Origin of the sequence: Bremerella sp. P1, from assembly GCF_028748185.1 — a bacterium.
In the GTDB taxonomy this organism is placed as follows: domain Bacteria; phylum Planctomycetota; class Planctomycetia; order Pirellulales; family Pirellulaceae; genus Bremerella.
In genome coordinates this window covers 4,991,591-5,009,041 of the sequence record NZ_CP118164.1, presented here as the reverse complement: position 1 = coordinate 5,009,041, position 17,451 = coordinate 4,991,591, and the positions used below count along the sequence as shown (strand labels likewise).

Genomic DNA, 17,451 nt, shown 5'->3' with positions numbered 1-17,451 from the left:
AAGATCCATGCGTGTTCTTTCCGGTATTCAGCCGACAGGACGTCCCCACTGGGGCAATTATTTTGGTGCGATTCGGCAGTATATCGAGCTGCAAGGAAACGAGCAGTCGTTCTACTTTATCGCCAACCTGCATGCCCTGACGACGGTTCGCGACCGCGAGAAGCTCGAGCAGGCCACCATCGATATGGCTCTCGATATTCTGGCTCTCGGCTTAGATCCCGATCAGGCAACGCTGTTCGTGCAGTCGGATGTGCCGGAAATCAGCGAGCTATGCTGGATCCTTATGACCGGTACCGGTATGGGCCTCTTGGAACGCTGTGTCAGCTACAAGGATAAGAAGGATAAAGGGCTCAAAGCCGACGCGGGCCTCTTCACTTACCCTGTGCTGCAAGCTGCGGACATCTTGGGCTACGACTCCGATGTCGTCCCGGTCGGGCAAGACCAGGTTCAACATATCGAGGTCACGCGAGACATCGCCCAGAGTTTCAATCATCAGTTCGGCGAAGTCTTCGTGCTACCAAAGCCACAGGTGCTGGATGCCTCGGCGAAGGTCCCTGGCACCGATGGCGAGAAAATGTCTAAGAGCTATGACAACACCATCGAGTTGTTCGAGCCGCCAAAGCAGGCCCGCAAAAAGATCATGCGGATCGTGACTGATTCGCGGCCGATGGAAGATCCGAAAGACCCTGAAACGGATCACCTGTACCAGCTGTACTCGCTGTTTGCCGAGCCAGAACCGCTGCAGGAAATGGCCGATCTCTACCGCAAGGGCGGCTTCGGCTACGGACATGTGAAGAAGGCCTTGGCGGAAGCAGCGGAAGCCTACTTTGCTGAAGCCCATGAGCGCCGCGCCGAGTTGGTTGCCAACCCAGCTCGCTTAAAGGAAATTCTCGGGGATGGTGCCCAGGTCGCACGAAAGAAAGCCCGCGAAGTACTTACCCGGGCTCAAGAGGCCTCTGGCATTTCTAGCTGGCACGCGAAACTGAAGTAGGCAGGCAACAATACCCATGGAAATCATCGGAATCGGAACCGACATCATCGAGTGCCTGCGGATCGCCCAAATGATTGAGCGTCATGGTGAGATGTTCATCAACCGGGTCTACACTCAGCATGAGATTGAATACTGTAGCGAGCGCAAGGCGGCTACCCAGCACTACGCTGGCCGCTGGGCTGCTAAGGAGGCGGTTCTCAAAGCGATTGGCACCGGCTGGATCAAAGGGATCACCTGGCGCGACGTAGAAGTTGCCAATCAGTTCGGCGGCAAGCCGATCATTCACCTGTATGGCGGAGCGTTGGATTCTGCCAAGCGACGCGGGATTGAAGAAGTTCAAATCAGCATCAGCCATTGCCGCACGCATGCGGTTGCCTATGCCCTGGCCCTGGGTGACACCTCTCAGCTGAGCAATCCGCGGCCCTAAGATTCTCAGAGACATCTGATAGAACCCGTTGCACACGACTGAGCACTTGTATGCATTACAGTCGTTTTTGGAATCTCATGACACTTCCTGAAATGACGGCCAGCCCGCAGAGGGTTAATCCCAACACGGAAGGAATCAGGTCCCAAAAATCAGCGGCCCGCAGGACGATGCCGCGAAGTATTTCTATGAAGTACGTTACGGGAATCGCGAACGTGATGATGTAGATGGGCAGCGGCATTTCACTCCGCGGAAACATGAACCCCGACAATAGAACCGAGGGTAGCATGATAATGAACGCAAACTGAACGGCTTCCAACTGCGTCGTTGCCACGGTGGAAACAAACAGCCCTAGGCCCAGCGAGCACACCATAAATAGCATCGACAATACAAGCAAAAGAATAATGCTGCCGTTCACGGGGACCCCAAACGCATAAATCATCACGGATAGCACGATCAGCAGTTCGACGAAGCCGATCATTGCATAGGGGAAGAGCTTTCCCAGCAATAGTCCCATGCGACCGACAGGCGTAACGAAGAGCTGTTCCAGTGTTCCATGCTCGCGTTCCCTTACGATCGCGAATGATGTCAAAAACAACGTCACCAATTGCAAAATGATCCCGATCAATCCCGGTACGAAAAAGTGGGCACTGTCGAGATCCGGGTTATAGAGCAGTCGCGTGCGAGTATCGATCGGCAATGCGATCTGACCGTTTTCGTCGCGAGCCGGCGCAACACTGAGGGTCTCGGCAACGTTCTTTGCCCTTCCCATGGAAAGGTTGAGCCCGAGTAGCTGAGCGGTGCTTTGGGCCGTGGTTGCGACCTGCGAATCGCTTCCGTCGATCAGGACCTGAAGTTGAACCTGCTCTCCACGCAATAATCGGTCGGAGAAGTTTGGAGGGATCTTCAACCCAACCTTCGCTCTTCCCGACGTGAGTGCTCGATGAAATGACTCGACATCGTACACCCGCCGTTCAAGTTGAAACTTGCGTGTATTTAGAAACGCCGCGACGACCTCGCGAGCTTGCTGTCGACCATCGAGATCCAGCACCACCATGGGGATGTTTTCAATTTCCGTGTCGATCGCATACCCAAAAATAATGGTCTGCATCACCGGAACAACCAACATGAAAAACAGAGTGATCGGTTGTCGGCGGATGTGAAAGAACTCTTTCATCAAGATTGCCCACAGCCCAAATAAGGTCTTCCCGGGCTTTCGTTTCACCGACGGCTTAGCTCCGGAAGAGGCTTTGACTTTGGCTTCACTTGGTTCACTTGAGAGTCCTTCTTCAATTTCTTCCTTTAACTCATCTGCCCCCTCCTTCTCCGCATTGGCTGTTAGCGTAACGAAAACATCTTCCAGTGAAGGGGGAATCGGTCGCAGTTCAACTTCCTGATCGGCTAGACCAAGATGCCCCTTGAGCTCGTCAGGCGATACACTTTCGTCGATCAACACATGTAGCGTCTCACCGAAGAGGGTTGCATCCCGAACACCTTGCTGTTGTCGTAAATTGGCCAGGTGTTCAGTTGCGCGAGGCACACGCAATTCGTACCTTTTTGTCCCCTCGGGTGTGATCTGCGGCAGTGTCTTTAACTCATCAGGCTTCCCGAGCACCAACAATCGCGAAAGGTAGAGATACCCAACCTCAGTGCAGCGTTCCGCTTCATCCATGTAGTGCGTAGTGACAACCAGCGTGACGCCACGACCCGAGAGTTCAAAGAGCAAATCCCATAGGTGCCGCCGAGCCACCGGATCGATCCCAGCGGTCGGTTCATCCAGGAACAACAGGTCAGGCTCGTGAATCAAGGAACATGCCAGCGCGAGTCGTTGTTTCCAACCACCCGAAAGCGTCCCGGCTAATTGATTCACGAAGTCGTTGATGCCGGTCAGGTCCATGACCGCCTTCTTCCGCTGTTCGAGTCGCTCGGAGCTGAGCCCATAGATACGGCCGTAGAACTCAAGATTCTCTCGAACGGTCAGGTCGGCATACAAGCTGAAATGCTGGGACATGTATCCGACCCGCGGCTTGATGCTCTCCGAATCGATGTAGGCATCTTTACCAAGGACCATCGCCCCGCCATCACTCGGCGGCAAAATCCCCAGAAGCATGCGGATAATTGTCGACTTGCCGCTTCCATTAGGGCCTAGGAGACCAAAAATGGCTCCTCGTTTGACCGCAAAACTGACATTCCGCACCGCGGTAAAATCGCCAAATCGACGTGTCAGCTCTTGGACATCGATGACCACATCCGTGTCGTTCATTGAGCATCCTCAATCGGAGCGAGCGACACATTAACGGTCATCCCAGGACGAAGTCGACCGACCTTCTCGTCCAGTTCTACCTTCGTGCGAAACACGAGTTTCGAGCGATCTTCCAGCGTTTGAACGTTGCTCGGTGTAAACTCGGCCTGACGCGAGACGAAGACAACCTCACCGAGGTACTCCTCGTCCGGCAATCCATCGACGGTCACACGCAGCTTTTCGCCAACTTCTACTGCGTGCCGGTTCTGTGGAACGTAGCAACGCACCCAGAGATTCTCTTGATCGAGGACCGAAAGCACCGGAGCGCTGGCCCCGACGAGATCGCCTGGTTGCAGATCGAGTGCTTCGACAAATCCATTGACGGAACTAACAATCTGCAATTCCTTCTTCTGCTCACGAATCACTTCGACCGATGCCTGGGCCGCGTCGCGAGCTGCCTTTGCCTCGGCAATGTCTTCCTTGCGAGAGCCATTCTTAACCAGTTCGTAGGCAGCCTTCGCTTCGGCCAGTTGCCCTTCTGCTTCGCGGATTTCTTCTTCCCGCGTTCCAGCCTCAAGCAGGTCGAGTTCTTGAGTACGAACACCAGCTTCGGCAATTGCCGCTTCCAATTCCTTGCTGGCCGAATCGAATTCCTCCCGTGAGATGGTATTCTTTTCAAACAATTCATTGCGGCGGGTAAAGTTCTGCTTCGCGAGAACCAATGCCGCATCCGCGACTTCTACGCGTCCACGAGCCGCTTTGATCTCTTGCTCTCTTGGGCCTGCTTTCAGTTTGTCGAGATATGCTTGAGATTGCTGGTATCGTGCTTCAGCCTGGGCAATTTCCTCGACGCGAAACCCAGCCTTCAAGCGTTGGTAATCGGCGTCTCGCTGAGCAAGCACATCAATCGCCTCTTGCTCTCGCTGAAGCAGATCAAACGGCTCGAGCTCGACAAGAAGCTGCCCTTTCGAGACAGGGTCTCCCTCTTCCACGAGTACCGACTTCACGCGGCCGCCGATACGAGACCCAATTCTTATCTCGTCGGCTTCTAGAAAGCCTGAGACTACGTTCGGCTCAGGCACAAACTTGCTATACGCGACCAATCCGCCCAGGACGATAATCACCAGACCAATCACCAGGAAGCGGTATATCATCGATACCCATCTTTTGTGCGTAGGAAGTTAACTCATGGAGACCACTAGGCTTTCCTACCATTCTACCGAGTCCTACGCGCCGGTCACGCGGACAGTATCGAAGCATCAAGGAACGATCTTAACTTCGCGTCCACCGACAACGACCATTGGCTCCCATTTTTTGTCGCCCGTATCCCGATGACGCAGCAGATTGCCGGAAATCAAGCAATCTTCCAGGTTCTTCAAGAAGATCCCCGCATTAGCGCAATCAAGCACTGTACAGCCCGTTACATGAAATCGCCGACATGCGTCCAGCATGATTCCGGCCTCTGCGCGAAGCGTTTGATGAACATGCAGACCGGTAACCGTACCGCCATCACAGTTGCGAAACAGAACCGCGTTATCGCACGTGTCTACATCCCGGTACGGTGGATTCCGACCCAGGACGTTGGGGCCGACCACCACATTCATGCTATCTTCCACGCGAAGATTGAACTTGTAACCGCTGGAAATCGTGTTTCCGTTGATGATAACATCACGGGCTTTCTGGATGTCGATATTCGTTTCGACATCACTCAGAATATTGTTGGCAATCGTCACCAACCCCCAGCAAGACTCGCCTTCTGGGCTGGCACCAACAAAGCGAACATTAGCGGAACCTGGTCCACCAGAATGCTGGATCGTGCAACCGGTAACCGAAACTTCGGCCGTTCCATACTTCGATCCGTCACTGTCGATCAAGACATTCTGAACGTTTGCCTCGATGTCACAGCCACTGATGTGGATATTGCGAACATTTCCACCTTTCGAGACAAACCCACCGCCATCGTTATAGCTAATGTGGCATGCCGAAAGGTTGATCTGATGAAGGTTGACGTTGTCTAGAAATACGCCCGCGCCGTGGTTTTTATAAATGTGACAGTCGGAGAGGATCACGTTTCGGTTACGGTCGACTAGATGAATCGCGTGGCGAGTTTGACGAATGACGACACGCGAAATCGTCAACTTCATCGTTCGCACGGCCTCGATTCCGTCGGCCTCATCGTGGGTGCCGATGATTTCGATCCCATCGACAAGCGGCATGCGTTGATTTTGCCACACGTTAGGCTTAACGGTCTTAGGCGATGCCGTCCCCTCATGCGTTCCCACGAACCGAATAGCCGGCCCCGGTCCGGTCATCATGATGCGTGCTGTTCCGTCACCAACAATCGAGGTCACACCTACTTTATCCAAGTCGACGATCAGCGGTTTGCTAATCCGATACGTCCCTCGCGGCAAACGAATCGCGGTCGAACCAGCGTTGATCGCATTTTGAATTGCTTCGGTGTCATCGTTCACACCATCGCCACCGGCGCCAAATGCGCGAACCGTCGTGTCGACGTCCACCGTCGTCGCCGGGATTGCCTCCGGTTCATCCGCAACGGCAAAGCTTGCATTCATCGTGCTGGCGACGAGCAGGATCAGACCGAGAGGCGAAAATGGATGGAACGAGTGCTCTCGACTCGTACGATTCCAACTGATCGTGCTCGTGCGAGACTTGGTAAGTGACATCAATCCACCCCTCTTGTGAACGGTTAAAGTAGCGCCATTTGACGCCAAAACTGTAAAAACATACCACGAGACATCATATTTCGTCATTTTTTGTTCTGCAAACGCTTTCAAAGCTAAAAGAATGTTTGCGTCATCGTCAGTGAAGTGGCATATTGACTTCGCATCCCTCCTTCCGCCGATTCGGTATCCTCGACCGGAGATCTGACTATGCGACTTCGTTGTTGTGTTGTTTTTGCGTTGCTGATCCTTCTCATGTCTCCGCTTGCGCTTCAAGCCGAACTTAAGGTAGGTGCTGCGTCAATCGACATTACGCCGCAGTCTTTTCCTGTCTTGATTAATGGTGGCTTCTATTCCCGCCAGGGGGAACCCAAGAATATTCACGCCCGAGCGATCGTGCTGGACGATGGTGAGACCCGGATCGCAATTGTTGTCACCGATAGCTGCATGCTTCCCAAGGATCTTGCTGACAGCGCCAAGCAACTAGCCGCACAACGGGCCAAGATTCGTCCTGATCATATGCTCATTTCAGCAACGCACACCCACACGGCCCCGTCGTCGATGGGTGCGTTGGGAACGGACGCTGATCCGACGTATGTCCCCTACCTGCGTATCAAGTTGGCCGAAGCAATTCTGGAAGCAGAAAAGAACTTGCGACCTGCCCAAGTGGGCTGGGGCTCGACCGATGCCAACGAGTTTACCGCCCTCCGCCGCTGGATCCTTCGCCCTGGCCAAGAACGGGAAGATCCCTTCGGAGAGTTGACCGTGCGTGCCAGCATGCACACAGCAAAGAACAATCTTGAAAACGTCACCGGCGAATCGGGTCCTGAAGACCCGGAACTCTCGATCATTTCGTTCCAATCGCTCGACGGTGAGCCAATTGCCTTGCTGGCGAATTTTTCGATGCATTACTTCAGCGGCGGCGGCGCGGCTGACTACTTTGGAGCCTATTGCGAAAAACTTGAAGAAGCGTTGGGGAAGAACGATAAGGGGGAGCCAAAGTTTGTTGCTGTGATGTCGCATGGCTGTAGCGGCGACATCTGGCGCGTCGATTACCGCACCGGGACCAACCAGACCTTCGATGGTTTCGTCGATGGAATGGTCGCCAAAACGCATCAAGCGTTGGAGGGGATCGAGTACCAACGGGAAGCGCCGTTGGCTATGGCAGAAACGCGTATGCGATTGAACTACCGAGTTCCTACTGCCGAGCGACTCACGTGGGCCCAAGAGATTGTCACTGAGATGGGAGATCGCAACCCCAAGACACCGGCCGAAGTCTATGCCCGCGAGCAGGTTATTCTCAACGAACGGCAGTCAACGGAGATCGTCCTCCAGGCACTACGGATTGGCTCAATTGCCATTGCGACTACCCCGAACGAAACCTATGCACTGACCGGCCTTAAGCTCAAACGTCGCAGTCCTCTGCCGCAGACCATGGTGATTGAGTTGGCCAACGGAGGCGATGGCTATATTCCACCACCGGAACAACATGTTCTCGGGGGGTACAACACCTGGGCAGCCCGCTCCGCAGGCCTCGAAACCACCGCAGAGCCCAAGATCGTCGAGGCGGATCTAGCGCTATTGGAAAAAGTTACCGGCCAACCTCGCCGGGAATCGCTGCCCCCTGAAAGCAAGATGGCGGCTTCGATCCATAAGCTGGGACCGATTCGCTACTTTCCCTTGCACGACATGGAAGGCCCCAATGCCCGTGACTTTTCCCCCAATGCCAAACCGGCAGCCATCGAAGACGGAGTCGTCTTCTTTCTGGAGGGCGCCGATGGACCATCTCTGGCGACAGAGACCGAGCTAAACCGGGCCGCGCACTTTGCAGACGGGCGGATCGTCGCCGACGCGCCTGAGCTTGGCGAAACATATTCGATCAGCCAATGGATCTGGAATGGTCACGATCTGAACGCACGTCCGATCGCGGGATGGTTCCTCTCCAACGGTGTGTCGCTTGGGATCGCTGGAAAGGGAGACCACGCAGGCAAGCTCGTCCTGGAAACCGCGGACGCGACACTGACGTACGGCAAGACGCCTATCGAACGTTGGGAGTGGGCCAACGTCGTGCTGGTTCACACAGACGACATGGTGCGTATCTATCTGAACGGACAACTGGAAATCGAAGCCCAGGCCGACTCCACCGCGGCAACCGACCAGGTTTACATCGGGGGACATGCCAATGACACCAGCAACTGGGAAGGACGTTTGGACGAAGTGGCGATTTTCAATCGAGCGTTATCCCTTGAAGAAATCGCCACCCTTGCTGACGACGGCCGAACGAAACCCAGCGACACAACCGCCAAGCTGAGTGAGGAAGAAAAAAACAAAGGAGGACGCCACTGGGTCAACGAGGCAACACCGCCCCCCAAGTCAGCTGCTGAGCAACTTAAGACATTTCAGGTCGAGCCAGGTTACCACTTGCAACTGGTAGCGGCGGAACCGTTGGTAATGGACCCTGTCGCCATAGCCTTCGATCCCAACGGACGCATGTTCGTTGCCGAATATGGGGATTACCCCATTGGACCGTCCGAGGAAGGAGCGGCCCCACTATCGCGCATCGTGCTTGTCGAAGATACCGATAACGACGGGCAGATGGACAAGCGAACCGTCTTCGCCGACAAGCTGAACTTCTGTCATAGCTTAATGCCGCTGAGTGGTGGAATCTTGGCATGTGCTCAAACCGAATTGATCCTGCTTAAGGATAAGAACGGCGACGATGTTGCCGACTCTCGGGAAATTCTCTTTCGCGGATTCCAGCCAGCGCATCCTCAGATGCAAATTGGTTGCCCTCGCTGGGGATTGGACAATCGCATTTACTTCAACTACGGCATCGGAAAGATTTTAGGTCCAGGCCAGAAGGAACCGACGACGATAGGGCGTACGGAATTCTGGATCGATCCACTGACCTATGAATTCGGTTCCGCCAGCGGCACAGGACAATATGGCAACACCTTCACGGCCTGGGGAGATCGACTATTCAGCACCAACCGTAATCCGATTATTGCCACGACCATGTCGACCGAAGAAGCTGCCCGCAATCGCTATGCTCCACTGCATCGCGTGCAATACGATGTCGCTCCATCTGGCGGCGACTCAAAGGTATTCCCCCTGGTAGCGATGAAAAGCAACTGGCTTTCTCACGCTGGTACGCACACATCGGCTTGTGGTACCACTGCGTACGTCGGGGCTGGTTTAGGTCCGACAATGGAAAGTAGTGTCTTCGCATGCGAACCAATTGGGCATCTGGTCACCAGGGCAATTGTGACGCGTGATGGAGCCACACTTTCATCGCAGCGTGCCCGGGAAGACGCCGACTTTATCGCTTCGACCGACACGTGGTTCCGCCCTGCGAGCCTGGCCAATGGTCCCGATGGCATGCTGTATCTGGCCGATATGTATCGACTTTGGGTCGAGCATCCCAAATTCCTTCCACCCGAGATCGCTGCCCAACTCGACTGGCGAGCCGGTGACGACCGTGGGCGAATCTGGCGAGTCGTGCCTGATCAAAGGACGACCCAACAAACATACATGCTGCCGAAAACGACCGACGGACTTGTTCAGATGTTGGAAGATGCCAACGGTTGGCGGCGTCGCACTGCCCAGCAAATTCTTGTGGAAGGTCAGAAGACCGAAGCGGCCGATGCACTAGTCGCATTGGCTACCACCTCGAAATTCCCCCTCGCACGTCTGCATGCGATTTGGACGCTGGAAGGCCTAAACCAACTTGATAATGGAACCATCGAAAAGGCTCTCGGTGATGACCATAGCGAAGTCCGTGCTGCCGCTATTCGACTTGCTTCTCGACACTGGCCCAAACAACAAAAGACACTGAAGAGCGTCTTTGGGATGACCGGCGATGCTTCTCCCTGGGTTCGCTACCAACTTGCCCTGGCGATGGGATTGACCGAGGATTCGGGCAAGGTCACCGTACTCAGTGACTTGATTTCAAGCGACGGAGATGACCCTGCGTTTGCCGATGCGATCGTGGCTGCGACCCAAGAATGTGCCGCTTCGCTTCTTGCTCAAAACAAAATCAAGAGCACGAGCGATCTCACCTATCGGCTGGCAAAAGTGGTAGGCGCCAGGTCGAACGACGAGGAACTGGGATCAACGTTCAAAAAGGCAATGGCGCAGCAAGATGCGTCTCAGCAACTGGCAATTCTCCGAGGAATAGCCGACGGGCTTGCCCAAGGGAAGCGATTCCAGGCCTTCATTTCCAAGATCCCCAATGGCAAGCAGGATCTCACTGAGAAGCTTCTTGATTTGGCAAAAGCGGAAGATGAATCTCCACAGACACGTGGCGATGCGATCGTCCTACTGCGATCGGCATCATTGGCCGAAGACGACTTCTTTGCCAGCCTATGCTCACCTCGCGAGCCTCCTTTGGTACAGCAGGCGGCCATAACCGCACTCGCCGGTTCGCTAACCGATAACCGAGAACTGCTTCTTGCCGACCTCTGGCCCGAGCTAGAGCCATCGGTACGTCAAACGGCCCTGTCACTGCTGTTGAAGAACACCCGTGGAGTCGACTTCATCCTGGGCGGCATTCAAAAAGGCACAGTAAGCGTCACCGCTTTGAGCCTTGATCAACAGACGCAACTTCGTCAGCATCGCAGTGATTCGATTCGCAAACTTGCCGAACAATTGCTCGGACGCGGAGCCAGTGCAGATCGAGCTGCTGTCCTGAAGCAATACGAAACGGCTACGCATACGATCGGCAGTCCTTTGGCTGGTCGTGCTGTTTTCTTGAAGCAGTGCGCCAAGTGCCATGTGCCTGCCGAAGCGGGACAGCCAAGCGTTGGCCCGGACTTGGCCGATTCTTCCAATCGACCGCGGGAAGCGATCCTGTTCGACATTCTCAACCCAAGCGGAAAGGTCGAACCGAAGTATGCTGCGAGCCAAATCTTGACCGTGGATGGCCAAGCCTTCAGCGGGATCGTCACGCACCAGTCGCCGCAATCCATTGTTTTGCAAATGGCCGACGGCAAAATGCAGGAGATCCCGCGAAGCGAGATTGAACTATTCCAAACGAGCGATCGGTCACTCATGCCCGATGGAATGGAAAAGGAGATTCCGCTCGACCAAATGGCTAACTTGCTCGAGTTTTTGAAATCTCCCTTGCCGAAGAAGTAACAGCTAATCCCAGTGCACGATCACCTTGAGGCTGTCCGAGTCGGCAGCTCGGGCAATGGCAGCTTGAATGTCGTCGCTGCCAAATCGTTCGGTGTCGTTGGTCATCAAATCAATCTTCGGCAGCCTTCCTTCCGAAAGAAACTCGTGTGCCAGCCGAATCCCACGCATGCTCGAACCGTGCGTGGCCTGGTAACATTGCAGGCGGTAGTGGATGTCGTTGTTTAGGTCAACTTCATGAGCCAGCCGCGGCTTGCCACTGGCTCCCTTAACACCGGCATGGGCATCCATCACCGTCCCGTAGCCCATCAGTTTTGGGGCGAGTTCGTAGGCAGCTGCGACGGGTGCGTTCACCATGACGAAGTGTGGTTCGTTGAATGGCTGACATTCCTTGTAAACGTTCTCGACGACGTTCTCGTCCCAGCGAATCCCCACAACGTTGTCATCCCCAAAATCTCGCATGACACGTTCGAGCCGTTCCTGCCCACGATTGATCATGATGATTTTGCGAGCGTTCATGGCCTGGGCACATTGCAAGGCGTACGTACTTTGCGAGCCAGCTCCGATCAGTACCACGATCCGGTTCTCGATACAGTGATTGACGCGGGTCATCCCTTCCAGGCAGCACGCCAGGGGTTCCAGCTGGCAGGCATGTGAAGGATTGAAGCCCTTGGGGAATTTGACAATTGGCCCATATTTGACAAACCAATCCGGCAACACGGCATGCGAACGAGCAAAGCCATCGAACTCGTGACCGGTCGCCCAGGTATTAGGGCAGCTGGTCCAATCGCCGGTTCCGTTTTCTCCGCAGTAGATGCACTCGGCATCACCACAGGGAATGTCGCAGCCAAGGCCGACCAGATCCCCTGGTTCAAACTGAGTGACTCCTTCACCGACTTCATCCACGACACATGCAGCCTCGTGAAGTAGAATTGCCGGCCATTTCTTAATTCGCGGCAGCCCTTGCTTATAGATCACCACGTCGGACTGACACACCGAAGTCGTTACCGTGCGAAGACGGATTTCGCCCGGGGCTGGGGATGCCATCTCTTGCGAAGTGGTAGTGAACGTCCCGCCTGGCTGATCGAGATATTGAACTTGAGCATTCATGGTATTTACGTGCTGATAGGGGCTATTTTGCTTCGGGATGAATGAGAACCTTGGTGAAGAACTCGGACTGCTGGTGCATCATTTCCAACGCGGCGATTCCTTCGACCAGAGGTACACGGTGCGTGATAAGTGGTTTGAGATTCAGGATTCCGCTGCTCATCGCTGCGAGAACCGTTCGCCAGTCGTCGTCATCGCTGTAGACACTGAAGTCGGAGTTCCAGACGCCGAGCATATCGATCTCGCGTCGCATTGCCTGGGAAATGAGTGGTGCCGGCAAGGTGACGTCGGCTGCCGGATTTCCCAGCAGAACAACCCGGCCTGATCTTCGGACGACTTCGATCGCCGCCAGCATCGTTGGCGGCACACCGGCCGCTTCGATTGCGACATGGACACCATGCCCATCGGTATGCTGCTTGACGATATCATTCACGTTACCGTCGCGGCTATCGAAGGTATGCTCGAAGCCAAGATTCCTGGCGATTTCCAGTTTTTCTGGCTGGATATCGAACAGCAGAATGGGACCTGCTCCGGATGCTTTCAACCACTGGGCAACCATTAAGCCAATTGGGCCAAGGCCAAACACGGCAACCGAGTCACCCAGACGAACGTTAGCTCGACGAACCGCATGCAGCGCCACCGCCGCTGGTTCGGTCATGGCCGCTTCTTCCAACGAAACGTTATCCGGCACTCGAATCAAGTTCCGCTCAGGAGCGATCACATATTCGGTGAAACCACCATCACTGCGCGACCCAAGGTAGTCGTACCCGTCTGACTGGGCATATTTCCCTTGTTCACAGGCAGCGTGATCGTCTTTCCACAATAGAGGAAAAACAGCCACGCGGTCCCCGGGCTGGAAGTCCTGAACACCATCGCCGCAAGCTTCCACAGTGCCGGCAAATTCGTGCCCGCAAATCGTGGGGAAGCTATACGTCCCCTTCGAGAAACAGCGAGGAATATCAGATCCGCATACGCCGCAGAAACCAATGCGTACTCGCACTTTGCCAGGCTCCACTTCGGGAACCGAGACTTGTTCGTACCGCAGGTCACCCACGGCGTGCAGAACAATGGCTTCCATCTTCTTGTCTTCAGTTGAACTCATAGCACGTCACATAGGGGCAGAATGTCTGGAAATTTCGAGAACGCTTGCGAGGCAGTAAGACTACACGGCCGCGAGTTCTGGCTTCTTGCGTGCCGCCAGACCTTCCTCGATCGCTTCAAGCATGCGCCGCTTGTTCTCTTGCATCGAACCCGATTTATGGAAGATGCTACTGGTACCAGCAACAAGATTCGTGGCCCCGGCGGCAACCATTCCAGGGATATTCTCGAAACTGACATTGCCGTCGACCTGAATCGGCAAATCGAAACCGCGAGTCGCGAGAAGCTCGTGACAATCAGCAATCTTCCGCAGTGATGCAGGCGTCATCTTTTGCCCCGCATAACCAGGATTCACGGTCATCACCAACACGTAATCAATCCGTTCGAGCACGTAATCAATCGCCGACAACGGCGTGCCCGGATTGATCGCAACGCCGGCCTTGATCCCCAGGTCACGGATGTGTGAGAGTGTTCGATCGAGATGAAGGGCCGACTCCAAATGAACAGAGATCTGACTAACCCGCAAATTGGCCAACTGCTGAACGAAGAAGTCGTTATTCGAAACCATCAGGTGCACATCGAGCGGCAACTGCGTGGCATCCTGCAGACGCTCAAGCACCGCCAATCCCATTGGCATGTTGGGGACGAAGTGCCCGTCCATGATATCCATGTGCAGCATATCAACGCCCAACGCTTCTACCTGCCGGAGAGCCGATTCGAAGTTAAGGGCATCGACGCACATCATCGATGGTGAGATCTCGACCGGGTTCTTCGCCGTCGTGGCATCGCCTGCCCCATGGACCGCATGAACCGCAGGTGCTGCTTCGGTTTCTCCCAGGAATGCATCTTTCAAATAGCGAAGCGAGCTACGTAGCTGGTCTTGCAGCTGATGGTCGCTGTAGTCGCGACCAAGCTTCGGGCCGCCAATTTCCAAGTAGCCGGTCATCTCTTGAACGGGCAACTTATCAGCATTCTTCTTCAATAGATCTCGGAAGTGAGGAACGTCGACAATTCCCTTTTCGCGTTCCTCGGGTCCGAAGCCGAACGTCGAATTGAACCGCGTATCGGTGTTCTTTAAGTGAACTTCATAGAGCCAAGGATAGGTGGCTTCAAAGAGCTGGATGTGGTCGTAGCCGACCTGGTCCTGCTGATCGATATAGCCATGAGCAATGTCCGCACAGTAGCCGATCGCAGCGGTCGAGTCGGCATGCTGACGATGGTAATCCATCAGCTCACGCCCCATATCGGCAACTTCTTCAGGCAAGGTTGGCGGCTCAGCCAGACAAGACATGGGCTCGATCGTCAGCCACGACACGCCTTTCTCGTGTGCCAGATGCATCAACTCCTTCATGTGGCGAACATAACAGTTCACTCCGTCAGTCTTGGTACCCATCTGATCCCGCAGCACGGCACCAGGGTTCGACCCGACCGACGTTGCCCCCAACAATGCCCCTACTTCGATCAGTCGCTCGAAATTCCGCCGAGCCACTTGCTCGAATCCCGCTTCACTACGGAAGAAGCCTCCCAGTTCACGATGAGCGGTGAACATGCTGTCGATTTGAATGCCGTGATCCTCTGCTTCGCGACGAAGGTTCACAAAGAACTCGTCCGGCAGCTGATATAGCTCGAACCAGGTGCCCAGCTGAACGAGCTGAATGCCTTCTTCGGCCAGTAAGCGGAATAGCCAAGGAAACGAATACCGATACTCAATCGGGTCAGTTTTAACGCCAAGATTCAGCTTGAGAGACATGTTGGGGTGCTCCGAAATACGGGCATGCAGGGGTAACGAAGCTTCTTAAAGGAACGCCTGTATCGTACCGATCAATCACAATCAATCAACTACGATCACTATCCACCACGAACCAATTCGCCTATATTGCGGAAAATTTAAAATTGTGCCGTATTTACCGATTCAACTACAATCAGAAACAACAACACGCGATGATCGTTTATGACTACAATTGATCACAAACTCTTTGACGCATGAAACCTACTCGCCAAGAACAGATTCTTCGATTGCTATCGGAGCATGGCCAATTGCATGTAGAGGAAGCCGTGACCCGTCTGGAAGCGAGCCCCGCAACCATTCGCCGGGACTTCAACCAGATGGCAGAAGCCGGGCTGGTCGAACGCATACGCGGTGGCATCAAGCTGGTGAATCAAGTCGACCTGCTTCCATTTCGTGCCCGGGAGGTGAAGCACTCCAACGAGAAATTGGAAATCGCACGACGAGCGACAGCGTTTTTAAGCGAAGGAGACGTGGTCTTCGTCGATGGAGGCACCACAACCCTTCAATTGGCCGATAGCCTCCCGCCGATCAAACTTCGCATCATTACGAATTCACTGACCCTGGCAGCCGCGATCGAACGGCGCATGATGGGGCGTGGCCCCTGGGAAGTGTTCCTGACCGGTGGCTATCTTTTTCCGGGCACAGGACTTCTCGTGGGACCTAGCGCGCAGTACTCCATTGCCCAGTACCACGCCGACTGGGCACTTCTCTCGACAGGCGGCATTACCGAGGCCGGCATTTTCAATGACAACGAGCATGTGGTTGAAAGTGAGCGGCTCATGATCAAGCACGCCGATCGCGTTGCCGTGCTGGCAGACGAATCCAAGTTCGGGCATCACGCCATGCGACATATCGCGAGCTTGGATCAGCTGGATTACCTGGTGACCAATCGACAAACTGAAGAATCTCGGCCGTTTGAGAATCGCCAAGGCACGAAACTCAAATTGATCTATACCAGCTAAGCCCTTTAGATCACGGGAAATCTACACGCGGCCTGCGGACGTGAACTATTGAACTGCGACTTTCAAGTTCGCGTTGACGCAAGTCCGGGTTTTTCAGTACAACCCCCAGCCGAAGGAGTATCCGGTATTCGCTCGGAATGATTGACCTGCCAACTCAACGCAGAAAGTCGAATAGATGCCTCGGAATCCAATTTTCTCGAAGGTCGTATGCATCAACCTGAATAGCCGACCAGATCGCTGGGACCGCTTTTCCGAGAATGTGGAAAAGATCGATTGGCCCTTTGTCCAAGTCGAGCGAGTCCGAGCCGTGGACGGCCGGGTCTGTCCTCCACCTTCCTGGGTGCGGAACCGCTATCGCGAATGCCCTGGTGCTTGGGGATGCTATCAATCGCACCTTCGTATCCTTGAGGATGCACTACTCGACCAACACGAATCGATCTTAATCCTGGAAGACGATGCCCTGCTCAATGCGAGATCACTCGAGGGAATCGTTCAATTTTTGAATCACGTGCCAGAGGACTGGGATCATCTCTACTTTGGTGGCGAGCACATGAAGTCGCCGGTTGCTATCAACGATCATGTCGTCCGTGGAACTCAAGTGCATCGCACCCATGCCCATGCCTTGCGTGGTGACTACATCCGAGAGGCCTACGATTACCTGATTTCCTATCCAACCATCGATCAATACCAGCAGAGAAACGCGAGCCCGGTTGCACGCTACGCCAAGCGAGTTCTCGCGCGTCCCAAAAGCCTGTGGTCAAAGTCGAATAGCGAACAATCAATTCACGTCGACCATCACTTCGGCGCGATCCATCGCCTGCAGCAGGCAAATGTTTATGCTCCTGCAACCTGGCTCGTTGGCCAGGCAGCTGACCATAGCGACATCATGAATGAGAGCTACGAAGAGCGGTTCTGGCATGAACTGCAAGCGGCTTGATTAAACGAGCCTTCCCAACGATTGACCTGGCCCCCCAATCCTTCCACCAGGCGGCTAAATCCATCGCATCGCAAAGCAAGTGACATT

11 protein-coding genes are annotated in these 17,451 nt (G+C 54.5%); 5 read left to right on the top strand and 6 right to left on the bottom strand.

What is annotated here, in order from left to right:
- Positions 1 to 7 precede the first annotated feature (7 nt).
- Both trpS and acpS read left to right on the top strand, forming a co-directional pair.
- The gene (gene trpS, locus PSR63_RS21020; protein WP_274327639.1) at positions 8 to 991 is read left to right on the top strand and encodes a tryptophan--tRNA ligase; all 984 of its coding nucleotides are present in this window, start codon (positions 8 to 10) and stop codon (positions 989 to 991) included.
- A gap of 16 nt (positions 992 to 1,007) precedes the next feature.
- Complete coding sequence (gene acpS, locus PSR63_RS21015; protein WP_144974444.1) at positions 1,008 to 1,418, top strand: holo-ACP synthase; 411 nt, start codon at positions 1,008 to 1,010, stop codon at positions 1,416 to 1,418.
- A 55-nt stretch (positions 1,419 to 1,473) separates the two neighbouring features.
- Here the strand turns inward: acpS and PSR63_RS21010 are convergent, their stop codons facing one another.
- The 3 genes from PSR63_RS21010 to PSR63_RS21000 all read right to left on the bottom strand — a co-directional run bounded on the left by PSR63_RS21010 (position 1,474) and on the right by PSR63_RS21000 (position 6,341).
- Entirely contained in the window at positions 1,474 to 3,678 is a 2,205-nt protein-coding gene (locus tag PSR63_RS21010) for an ABC transporter permease (protein WP_274327638.1), read from the bottom strand.
- Complete coding sequence (locus PSR63_RS21005; protein WP_274327637.1) at positions 3,675 to 4,811, bottom strand: HlyD family secretion protein; 1,137 nt, start codon at positions 4,809 to 4,811, stop codon at positions 3,675 to 3,677. The genes PSR63_RS21010 and PSR63_RS21005 overlap by 4 nt, the downstream gene beginning before the upstream one ends.
- Before the next feature lie 105 nt (positions 4,812 to 4,916).
- Positions 4,917 to 6,341, bottom strand: coding sequence for a right-handed parallel beta-helix repeat-containing protein (locus tag PSR63_RS21000; RefSeq protein ID WP_274327636.1), 1,425 nt, complete (start codon positions 6,339 to 6,341; stop codon positions 4,917 to 4,919).
- 207 nt (positions 6,342 to 6,548) lie between these two features.
- Here PSR63_RS21000 and PSR63_RS20995 point away from each other — a divergent pair, with 207 nt between their 5' ends.
- A complete protein-coding gene (locus PSR63_RS20995) occupies positions 6,549 to 11,474 on the top strand; it encodes a PVC-type heme-binding CxxCH protein (protein ID WP_274327635.1) in 4,926 nt (1,641 codons plus the stop codon).
- Positions 11,475 to 11,477: 3 nt separating this feature from the next.
- Here PSR63_RS20995 and PSR63_RS20990 read toward each other — a convergent pair whose 3' ends face one another.
- Genes PSR63_RS20990 through rpe form a run of 3 tightly spaced genes read right to left on the bottom strand, consistent with a single transcriptional unit; the run spans position 11,478 to position 15,426 of the window.
- Complete coding sequence (locus tag PSR63_RS20990; RefSeq protein ID WP_274327634.1) at positions 11,478 to 12,581, bottom strand: alcohol dehydrogenase catalytic domain-containing protein; 1,104 nt, start codon at positions 12,579 to 12,581, stop codon at positions 11,478 to 11,480.
- Positions 12,582 to 12,603: 22 nt separating this feature from the next.
- Positions 12,604 to 13,680 (bottom strand): galactitol-1-phosphate 5-dehydrogenase, encoded by a 1,077-nt coding sequence (locus tag PSR63_RS20985; RefSeq protein ID WP_274327633.1) that lies wholly within the window; start codon positions 13,678 to 13,680, stop codon positions 12,604 to 12,606.
- Positions 13,681 to 13,740: 60 nt separating this feature from the next.
- Complete coding sequence (gene rpe, locus PSR63_RS20980; protein ID WP_274327632.1) at positions 13,741 to 15,426, bottom strand: ribulose-phosphate 3-epimerase; 1,686 nt, start codon at positions 15,424 to 15,426, stop codon at positions 13,741 to 13,743.
- Positions 15,427 to 15,659: 233 nt separating this feature from the next.
- Here rpe and PSR63_RS20975 point away from each other — a divergent pair, with 233 nt between their 5' ends.
- Together PSR63_RS20975 and PSR63_RS20970 are read left to right on the top strand one after the other, a co-directional pair.
- Positions 15,660 to 16,427: a DeoR/GlpR family DNA-binding transcription regulator gene (locus tag PSR63_RS20975; RefSeq protein WP_274327631.1), complete on the top strand. Its 768-nt coding sequence runs from the start codon at positions 15,660 to 15,662 to the stop codon at positions 16,425 to 16,427.
- 175 nt (positions 16,428 to 16,602) lie between these two features.
- The gene (locus PSR63_RS20970; RefSeq protein ID WP_274327630.1) at positions 16,603 to 17,364 is read left to right on the top strand and encodes a glycosyltransferase family 25 protein; all 762 of its coding nucleotides are present in this window, start codon (positions 16,603 to 16,605) and stop codon (positions 17,362 to 17,364) included.
- The last annotated feature ends 87 nt before the right edge of the window (positions 17,365 to 17,451 follow it).